General features: G+C 38.0%; 9 protein-coding genes. 8 read left to right on the forward strand and 1 reads right to left on the reverse strand.

The window, feature by feature from the left end; genetic code table 11:
* Window positions 1–177: 177 nt before the first annotated feature.
* From ACEN4I_RS13015 to ACEN4I_RS13030, 4 genes are all read left to right on the forward strand, one after another.
* Window positions 178–1,344 (forward strand): Gfo/Idh/MocA family protein, encoded by a 1,167-nt coding sequence (locus ACEN4I_RS13015; protein WP_407096096.1) that lies wholly within the window; start codon window positions 178–180, stop codon window positions 1,342–1,344.
* 42 nt (window positions 1,345–1,386) lie between these two features.
* Window positions 1,387–2,454, forward strand: coding sequence for a Gfo/Idh/MocA family protein (locus ACEN4I_RS13020; protein ID WP_407103279.1), 1,068 nt, complete (start codon window positions 1,387–1,389; stop codon window positions 2,452–2,454).
* Window positions 2,402–3,265 (forward strand): sugar phosphate isomerase/epimerase family protein, encoded by an 864-nt coding sequence (locus ACEN4I_RS13025; protein WP_407096094.1) that lies wholly within the window; start codon window positions 2,402–2,404, stop codon window positions 3,263–3,265. Before ACEN4I_RS13020 ends, ACEN4I_RS13025 begins: the two co-directional genes overlap by 53 nt.
* Before the next feature lie 74 nt (window positions 3,266–3,339).
* On the forward strand, window positions 3,340–4,413 hold the full coding sequence (locus ACEN4I_RS13030; protein ID WP_407096093.1) for a Gfo/Idh/MocA family protein: 1,074 nt from the start codon (window positions 3,340–3,342) through the stop codon (window positions 4,411–4,413).
* 710 nt (window positions 4,414–5,123) lie between these two features.
* Here ACEN4I_RS13030 and ACEN4I_RS13035 read toward each other — a convergent pair.
* On the reverse strand, window positions 5,124–6,014 hold the full coding sequence (locus ACEN4I_RS13035) for a Cof-type HAD-IIB family hydrolase (RefSeq protein WP_407103280.1): 891 nt from the start codon (window positions 6,012–6,014) through the stop codon (window positions 5,124–5,126).
* 150 nt (window positions 6,015–6,164) lie between these two features.
* On the opposite strand from ACEN4I_RS13035, the gene ACEN4I_RS13040 reads away from it, so the two are divergent.
* From ACEN4I_RS13040 to ACEN4I_RS13055, 4 genes are all read left to right on the forward strand, one after another.
* Window positions 6,165–6,842, forward strand: a complete 678-nt coding sequence (locus tag ACEN4I_RS13040) for a uracil-DNA glycosylase (RefSeq protein WP_407096091.1) — start codon at window positions 6,165–6,167, stop codon at window positions 6,840–6,842.
* Window positions 6,843–6,997: 155 nt separating this feature from the next.
* On the forward strand, window positions 6,998–7,972 hold the full coding sequence (gene pta / locus ACEN4I_RS13045; protein ID WP_407096090.1) for a phosphate acetyltransferase: 975 nt from the start codon (window positions 6,998–7,000) through the stop codon (window positions 7,970–7,972).
* A 175-nt stretch (window positions 7,973–8,147) separates the two neighbouring features.
* Window positions 8,148–8,585 carry a tRNA (adenosine(37)-N6)-threonylcarbamoyltransferase complex ATPase subunit type 1 TsaE gene (tsaE, locus tag ACEN4I_RS13050; RefSeq protein WP_407097179.1) on the forward strand — a complete coding sequence of 146 codons (438 nt, stop codon included), beginning with the start codon at window positions 8,148–8,150 and terminating at the stop codon, window positions 8,583–8,585.
* Window positions 8,586–8,600: 15 nt separating this feature from the next.
* Window positions 8,601–9,131, forward strand: a complete 531-nt coding sequence (locus ACEN4I_RS13055) for a GNAT family N-acetyltransferase (RefSeq protein ID WP_407103282.1) — start codon at window positions 8,601–8,603, stop codon at window positions 9,129–9,131.
* Window positions 9,132–9,421 lie beyond the last annotated feature (290 nt).

The following is a 9,421-nucleotide window of genomic DNA, read 5'->3' on the forward strand; positions in this document are numbered from 1 at the left end:
TATTCGGCCTGCGGGTTAAAAAGCCCAAAAAAACGTTTTTTCATCTTATATAGCACAAAAACAGAACAAAAAAGGCAAATCAACGTATAATTGTTTGGAAAAATGGAATAATTTCTCTTTGAACTTTTAAAAAAAATTTTTACCGAGAAAATATTGACACTAACAGGTGAAGCTAAAATGACGAAAAAAGTTAAATTAGGTATTATCGGTCTTGGGACTCAAGGTAGTATGTATGCAAAATTTATTAAAGATGGAATGGTTCCAAACATGGAAATCGCAGCTATCTGTGATATTGATACAGAAAAAAAAGCTGTTGTTGAAAGCGAATATCCTGAAGTACCTTTTTATGAAGATTACATTGAAATGATGGAAAGCGGAAAAGTAGATGCTATCATCACAACTGTACCGCACTACCTTCACCCTGAAATGGGAATCGCAGCTTTAAAACGCGACATCCATGCACTAGTTGAAAAACCTGCTGGAGTTTACACGAAACAAGTAAAAGAGTTAAATGAATTTGCAGCTACTAAATCAGAATTGACATTTGGAATCATGTTCAACCAACGCAACAATCCATTATACAAAAAAATCAAAGAGATTGTGGACAATGGTGAAATCGGAAAAATCCGTCGTTCAAACTGGATCATCACAAACTGGTGGAGACCACAACCTTACTACGATCAAAGCGAATGGAGAGCAACATGGGGCGGAGAAGGTGGAGGCGTCTTAGTGAACCAAGCACCTCACCAATTAGACCTATGGCAATGGATCTGTGGAGTTCCAAAATCAGTTTACTCAAAAGTAGCATATGGTTTCAAACGTGATATCGTAGTAGAAGATGAAGTGACTGCTGTTGTAGATTATGGTGATGGAGTAACAGGAGTTTTTGTTACAGCTACACATGATATTATTGGAACTGACCGTTTTGAAATCTTAGGCGATCAAGGGAAAATCGTGGTAGATGGAAGTAAAACAGCTACAGTTAGTCGCTTAGTTAAACCAGAGCAAGAACTTAGCGAGAACATGGATATGGAAGACGTTAAAAAGCTCTTTATGGGTCAATTGAAGGCAGATGAATTGTATACTCAAGAAACGATTGAATTTGATAGTCCATGGGGAGAGCAACATTCAGGCGTATTGGAAAACTTTGCAGCGAATATTTTAGATGGCGCACCTCTATTGGCACCAGGTTCTGACGGAATCAACGGAGTTCGCTTAGCAAATTCGATTCACCTTTCAAGCTGGACAGGTAAAGAAATCAATTTACAAGATCTAGACGAAGAATTATATCTGGAAGAATTAAACAAACGCATTCGTGAAGAAGGCAAATTCTCCGAAAGATAGTCTGTCGCTTAGGGTAGAGTCAAGAACAAGGAGAGAAAGCTTATGTTAAGAGTTGGTTTAATTGGCTTAGGAGACGTTTCTCCCGTACATGTTAATGCTATTAATGCAAGTGAGTACGGTGAATTGGTAGCAGTATGCGACATGGATGTAGATAAAAAAAGTGAATGGACGGAGTTTCCATTTTTTACGAACATGGAAACGATGTTGCAAAAAATGGAGCTGGATGTTGTCCACATTTGTCTGCCGCATTATTTGCATCAACCGGCTACCGCTATGTGTGTGAAATACGGTGCACATGTCTATTTGGAGAAACCTGTCTCTGTCAATTATGAAGAATCTCTAGAACAACTTGAATTAGCTGAAAGTACAGATCGAAAAATCTGTGTCAGTTTTCAAAATCGCTACAATAGAAGTTTTATGAAGCTGATAGACATCCTCGAAAATGAAGATGTGGGACAAATTACTTCTATTAAAGGATTAGTAACGTGGTTCCGTCCAGAAAGCTATTATACAACTAAACCGTGGCGCGGGAAGAAACTGGAAGCAGGTTATGGCTCAATTATCAATCAATCGATCCATACACTGGATTTGATTCAGTTGATCGGTGGCGATTTAAAGAGCTGTAAAGCGTCACTGACTAATTTGACGGACTACGACATTGAAGTAGAAGATACAGCCAGCGCGACATTTACTTTCGAATCGGGGGTAAAAGCTTTTTTCCATGCAACCAATGCGTATACAGAGAATTCTTCAGTGGAATTACAAGTGATCACGGAAAAGGAAAAATTTACGATCAAAGATAGTCGCTTGTATTTCACTAATGAAAATGGACGAAAAGAAGTTATTGAAGAAGACGATCGAATTCCAGGATCTAAATTCTACTACGGGATGGGGCATAGAATTCTGATTCAACGATTCTATAAAAGTATTTTAGACAATACCGAAGACTATGTCCACGTAAGAGAAGCAATCGCCTCTATGGAAATGATTGAAATGATGGACCGTTCATCAAAAAATGCAGGAAATGCAGAACGGATAACAAGAGAGGAGCTTAATCATGACAAAAGTGAAAATCGGGGTACAAGGGTTCACGTTGAAGGAACAGTTTAAAGACTTAGGACCTTACGAAACACTAAAAAGAGCAAGTGAATTAGGTTATAACGCAGTGGAGATTTCTCAAGTAGATATGACACCGGAAAATGTCCAAGAAATCAAACGGGCTTCCACAGAGTTAGGGATGGAAATCGCTTCTTTATCAGCTGGACTGAAGCCGATGATGGAAGGGCAAGAATCTTTGACCACTCATTTGGATAAGATTATCGATGATTGTAAAACATTAGATGCAGACATCGTTCGTATCGGAATGCTGCCATTTGAAGCAATGGCTTCGCTGGATAAAGTAGTGGAATTTTGCCATGAAGCCAATGATGTAGCGGAAAAAATGAAAGAGCAAGGGATTAAATTGTATTACCACAACCACCATATTGAATTTGTAAAATACGACGGTCGTTACCTGTTAGACATCATTCGTGAAGAAGCACCATTATTGGGCTTTGAATTGGATATGCACTGGGTACAACGTGGTGGAAGAAATCCAATCGAAGTACTGAAAGAATACGCTGGGAAAGTAGATTTGGTTCACTTGAAAGACTACCGTATCGTTCCGGTCCCTCAAGAAGCTGTAGATGCTTTACAAAGAGGGGAAGCAGAGCATTTCATGGATGCATTCACAAATAACATTCAATTTGCTGAATTGGGAACAGGTTCCCTTGACTTGAAAGGCATTATTGAACAAAGTATTGAAAGTGGTGCTCGTTACTTGCTGGTTGAACAAGATGACGTATATGGACGCGATCCATTCGACAGTTTAGCGGACTCACGCGACTACTTATACGAATTAGGATACAAAGAATTATTCTAATGCACACTAAAAGAGGAAACCAGTTGATCAGAGACGACTGGTTCCCTTTTTTCTACTGAAAGGAAGGGTATTATATGGGCAGTAACGATGGGATGAATTATGCGCCAAAAGGAAAAATGAATCGAGTAGTTGAAGAAGGGGAATTTAATTTCGCAGCAGCAGCTTTAGATCATGGACACATCAATGGAATGACCAATGGTTTACTGGAAGCTGGAGCAACTTTGAAATGGGTCTACGATCCAAATCCAGAAAAAGTAGCCGAATACAAAGAACAATTCCCGCAAGCACAAGTGGCTGAGTCATTAGAACAAATCTTGGAAGATCCAGAGATTCATTTGGTGGCGGCAGCTGCAGTTCCAAACAAACGCAGTGAGCTGGGAAATCAAGTGATGAAAGCTGGAAAAGACTATTTCACAGATAAAACAGCTTTTACAACCATGGAACAATTGGAAGAAACGAAACGTGTCGTAAAAGAAACAGGACAAAAATTCTGGGTCTACTTCAGTGAACGTCTGCACGTGGAAGGGGCTGTTTATGCTGGACAGCTGGTAAAAGAGGGTGTCATCGGAGACGTGATTCAAGTCACCGGTTTCGGTCCGCATCGTTTGGACAAAGAAAAACGTCCTGATTGGTTCTTTAATAAAGAACAATATGGTGGGATATTATGTGATATCGGAAGCCATCAAATCGAACAATTCTTATACTTTACAGGAAATGAAGATGCTGAAGTGCTGCATAGTAAAGTTGGAAATTTTGCTAACTCGGATACGCCTGAATTAGAAGATTATGGTGATGCTACCTTAGTTGGCGAAAATGGCGCAAGTTTCATCTTTAAAGTAGACTGGTTCACACCAGATGGTTTAAGTACTTGGGGTGATGGTCGTGTGTTCATTACGGGTACTAAAGGAACGATCGAAGTACGTAAATACGTAGATGTAGCTCGCGAAGAAACAGGCGACCATTTATATTTGGTTACAGCAGAAGGCGAAAAACATTACTCATTGACTGGAGAAGTTGGATTCCCATTTTTCGGAGAAATGATCAAAGACTGTATCAATCGCACTGAAAATGCCATGACCCAAGACCATATCTTCAAAGCTCAAGAACTGTGTCTGATAGCACAAGAAAAAGCTATGGTTATTAAGTAAGCGCGCAAATCAAGGGCTGACCCCGAAAAGTTAGAGTGAAATCTAATTTTACGGGGTCTATTTTTATGGCAAAGTATCATGAAAAATTTAAGCTGAAAGTGGCTCAAGAATAGCTGGATAGACCTTTGTTTATCATTTCTTAACGAATAAACAGAAGAATTTCTCATTAAACTATACTCAAATGCCGACTGAATAAAGAATGAATGTGTCTGAGACGGCTGGTAGCTCTAATTTTTTTAGTTTATTCTTCAAGTGAGCCTTAATTTAATGTTCACTTGAGTAATAAAACCATTTTATTGATCAAGTGAGCACTTATTTAATTGCTACTTGATCAATAAACTCGCTTTATTAGTCAAGTGGGAAATAATTCACTACTCACTTGACTAATAAACTTGATTAACTCATCAAACGAAGCTTTCTTTGGACATGATAATCAGAGGATCTCACTGGAAAAACACATTGAATGGTGTAATCCTGTTCGACCAAAAGCAAAATTGGCTAGTCTAAGTCGTGGGAATACCGTATGCAAACCAGCCAATCAGCTGCATATAAAAAAGCTAACATTTTTTTGGAGGGCTACCCTGATAGTTTTACGCAACACATCCAAAATAAGAGAACATCACAGGCTTTAAATTCAATACCTCAAAAAAGCTCACAGAGTCGGTTATTCAACCAACTCTATGAGCTTTTTACCATTATTTTATAGGGGATTAGTTAATGCTGACTTTTTCTTCTAAGCGGCCATTAAGAGCCAACATAATACCTTCAGCAACCCCATTTTCATTATTGGCTGAAGTGAGGTATTTTGCGGTATTTTTAGTTTCTTGTGCGCCATTTTCCATAGCAAAACTAAATCCTGTGATTTTAAGCATTGATAAATCATTGAGATTATCTCCGAATGTCATGACATCGTCCAAGTCAATATCCATTTTTTTAGCCATCTCGCTGACGGCAATTCCTTTTTGAGCATCAACATGATTGATTTCAATGTTGTTTTCGAAGGAAGAAGTGATCGCTAAATCACCGATTTGATTTAACTCAGCTGAAATAGGCAACAATGTTTTTTGTCCATCTTGACTGAAAGCAATAATTTTCAGCACATCTATTGTTTCGTCCTCGATCAATTCATCGTAATTATCAATGTAATGGATATTCATAATCTCTAAACGAGCAGCAGCTAACACTACAGCCATTTTATAAGTCGTGTCAGGGTTTGTTTCGAAAAGCAAAGAAGCAACAGACTCGATACGTTTCGCTTTGTTATCCGAAAAAATACCATTGCCAGTTGTGATCTCACAATACAAATTATGCTCTCTAATAGTGGCTAATATTTTACGAGCCGTGTCTTTAGTGATACCGGCTGTTTTTAAAATAGTTCCTTTTTCATCATAAACTTGAGCACCGTTAAGCGTAATGATCGGGCAAGACAATCCAGCTTCTTCTAATAATGGTTTGGCTTCTGTAAAGCCACGTCCTGTTGCTACCATAAAAGGGATACCTTGTTTCTCTGCTTCACGAATAGCATCCGCATTTGTTTGGGAAATCATCATTTTTTCATTTAACAATGTCCCATCCATATCAGAAACAATCAATTTTACCATTCTACAACCTCCATGATTTTTTACTAGTTTCAGTCTACCATGATAGCTTGAAAATAGCACCTTTAAATGAAAGAGGTTTTCGCTTGTGAAAGGGTCTTAATTCTTGTAGGATAAGGAAAAAGGAAAGTAATTAAAGAGAGGAACATAATTGTGACAATTCCAGTAAAAAATGATTGGGCACCTATTCTGAAAGAAGCCAGTGAATCGGAGAGTTACCAAAAGCTGCGAGAATTTCTAAAAAAAGAATATGAAACAGAAACGATCTACCCGCCAAAAGAAAATATTTGGCAGGCTTTTGAATGGACACCATATAGTGAAGTAAAAGCAGTTATATTAGGTCAAGATCCTTATATTAGAGAAAATCAAGCACATGGACTGAGTTTTTCTGTACAACCAGGAATTAAACTGCCGCCTTCTTTAAAAAACATCTACAAAGAATTAGAGGCCGATTTAGGATATCCTCCAGCTGATCATGGTTACTTAGAATCATGGGCGAAGGAAGGAGTGTTGTTGTTAAATACCGTCTTGACTGTGAGAGAAGGACATTCTCATTCGCATAAAGGAAAAGGATGGGAGGAATTAACCAATTTTGTGATTCAAAAACTGAATGAACGAAGTGGAATGATCGTGTTTATTCTGTGGGGAAATCCTTCGATTGAAAAAAGAGATTTGATTGATGAGTCTAAACATGTGGTCCTAACGTCGCCTCATCCAAGCCCCTTTTCTGCCAGAAAAGGTTTTTTTGGATCAAGACCTTTTTCAAAAACCAATGAGGCTTTGATCGAAAGTGGACAGACACCGATCGATTGGGAAGTGCCTACACTCTAAAAAGAAACAACAACTGAATATCTGTAATAGTTTTGTTCTGTGAAAAAATAAAAAATAGCTGTATAAGAATAAAAAAAGCTGAAATAACTGTATTTTTTGGTGATATAGTAGTATTATTAGAACTGTAGTATAAAACAAGGTTGGAGGGAATTAGATTGGAACTATTTGAGAGTTTAAAATCTAAAGTTTTAAATAAAAATGTCCGTGTAGTATTTCCAGAAGGAACTGAACCACGTATTTTGGGTGCGGTAGTCCGTTTACAAGCAGAAAACTTGGTACACCCAGTACTTTTAGGAAATGTTGAAGAAATCAAAACTTCCGCAAAAGATCATGGATTTAACGTAGAAAACATTGAAATCATTGACCCAAATAACTATGATGAATTTGACGCTATGGTAGAAGCTTTTGTTGAACGCCGTAAAGGTAAAGCAACTGCAGAACAAGCTCATGAAATTTTAAAAGATGAAAACTACTTTGGAACAATGTTAACTCACATGGGTAAAGTAGATGCTCTTGTAAGTGGGGCTGTACACTCAACAGGAGATACCGTTCGTCCTGCTCTTCAAATCATCAAAACTAAACCAGGCGTTAGCCGTACTAGTGGAGCGTTCATTATGATGCGCGGACGTGGACAAGAAAAATACTTGTTCTCAGATTGTGCCATCAACGTGAACCCTTCTGCGCAAGAATTAGCAGAAATCGCAGTAGAAAGTGCTAAAACAGCTGAAATGTTTGATATTGAACCTAAAGTTGCTTTATTAAGCTTCTCAACAAAGGGTTCAGCAAAAGCTGACGAAGTAACTAAAGTAGCCGAAGCAACTAAAATTGCTAAAGAATTAGCACCTCAATATGAAATTGACGGTGAAATCCAGTTTGATGCTGCTTTCGTTAAAGCTGTTGCAGATCAAAAAGCACCAGAATCAAATGTTGCTGGACAAGCATCAGTATTTGTTTTCCCAGAATTACAATCAGGAAATATTGGTTACAAGATCGCACAACGTTTCGGTAATTTTGAAGCAATTGGACCAATCTTACAAGGTTTGAACAAACCCATTTCTGACCTTTCTCGTGGTTGTGTGGAAGAAGATGTCTACAAGACAGCTATCATCACAGCTAATCAAGCTCTATAATTAAAATTCTATGATTAAAAGACAGAAAAGGCGCTCTTTGAGTGCCTTTTTTTATTTTGAGAAGTTTCATCAAAATTAGTTTTCGCTTTTTCTAGTCAAATGAATTAAAATAGTACAATAACTGCCTATGAGAAGAAAGGTGAATGACGTGAAAACACTCTATGCAAAAAACGAAATGGAAACAAAAGAAATAGCGGCTAGTTTAGCGGATCAATTAGCAGCAGGAGATGTGTTGTTGTTGGAAGGCAATTTAGGAGCTGGCAAAACAACTTTTACAAAAGGTATCGCTGAAGGATTAGGAATCCAACGCATTATTAAAAGTCCCACGTATACGCTTATACGTGAATATGATGAAGGAAGATTGCCTTTGTATCACATGGATGTCTATCGTTTAGAAGAAACTGGAGGAACTGACTTAGGGCTTGAAGAGTACTTTGAAGGAGAAGGCGTTTCAGTGATTGAATGGGCGACTTTTATTCCTGAAGATGTTCCAGAAGAGCATCTTGAGATCCAATTAAAACCAGTAGGTGAAGAGTTGTCAGAACGAAAAATAACGTTTATACCAAAAGGGAAACGTTTTGAGAAATTAATAGAAGCATGGAATATTGACTAAGGAGCAGGTGAATTGATGGAAGAACAATTGGATGTAGTAATCAGAGAAGCTATTCCGGATGATGCTGCAAGCATCTTAAATCATTTGAGTCATACAGCTCTTGAAACCGGGTTTATGACAATGGGCGAAGAAGGACCGGGAATCACGGTAGAAGAAGAACAAGAGCAATTAGCTAAGCTGTATGAGTCAAATAATAACGTCCTGCTGGTTGCCTTGGTAAATGATGAAGTTATCGGCACCGCTTCTGTGCATGGCTCTCAAAGCCCAAAATTAAGCCATATTGGTGAGATAGGCATCGTCATCGCAAAAGACTATTGGGGCTACGGGTTAGGGACCACTATGATGAAAGAAATGATTGAGTGGGCTAATGAATCATCTGTCTTGAAACGCTTGGAGTTGACTGTGCAAGCCCGGAATCAAAAAGCGCGTCATTTATACGAAAAGTTGGGGTTTACATTAGAAGCAGTCATGTCTCGTGGGGTAAAAGACAACGGGGAATATTTAGACGTGTGTTTAATGAGCATGATGATTGGTGACATAAAGTAAACGAAGTACCATCATTCTAATCACTATCCAAAAAGCTCGAATTTTCTTCTATCTATTAGAAAATTCGAGCTTTTTTGAATGTGAGAGTGGAGTGCCAACTGCAGAACAACTATTGAACTAATGCGTATTGATTGTTTTCTATAACTGATGACTTATAATAAAGCACTAGTGTTGCATAAATATAGTCAGAATATTCTGAATTATTATTTTCTTGAAAAAAGTAAAAAAAATCGAATGCTTACGCAAAGGATGACTATTTCCAGAAAATTTTGCTTATTTAGCTGATTCCA

Source organism: Desemzia sp. FAM 23990 (genome assembly GCF_045528485.1).
Classification (GTDB): domain Bacteria; phylum Bacillota; class Bacilli; order Lactobacillales; family Carnobacteriaceae; genus Desemzia.

What these genes read in the sequence shown, in the direction of transcription:
- ACEN4I_RS13030 (WP_407096093.1), top strand. Translation starts at nt 3,340, where the DNA reads ATGGGCAGTAACGATGGGATGAATTATGCGCCAAAAGGAAAAATGAAT.
- ACEN4I_RS13055 (WP_407103282.1), top strand. Translation starts at nt 8,601, where the DNA reads ATGGAAGAACAATTGGATGTAGTAATCAGAGAAGCTATTCCGGATGAT.
- ACEN4I_RS13025 (WP_407096094.1), top strand. Translation starts at nt 2,402, where the DNA reads ATGACAAAAGTGAAAATCGGGGTACAAGGGTTCACGTTGAAGGAACAG.
- ACEN4I_RS13015 (WP_407096096.1), top strand. Translation starts at nt 178, where the DNA reads ATGACGAAAAAAGTTAAATTAGGTATTATCGGTCTTGGGACTCAAGGT.
- tsaE (WP_407097179.1), top strand. Translation starts at nt 8,148, where the DNA reads ATGGAAACAAAAGAAATAGCGGCTAGTTTAGCGGATCAATTAGCAGCA.
- ACEN4I_RS13020 (WP_407103279.1), top strand. Translation starts at nt 1,387, where the DNA reads ATGTTAAGAGTTGGTTTAATTGGCTTAGGAGACGTTTCTCCCGTACAT.
- ACEN4I_RS13035 (WP_407103280.1), bottom strand. Translation starts at nt 6,014, where the DNA reads ATGGTAAAATTGATTGTTTCTGATATGGATGGGACATTGTTAAATGAA.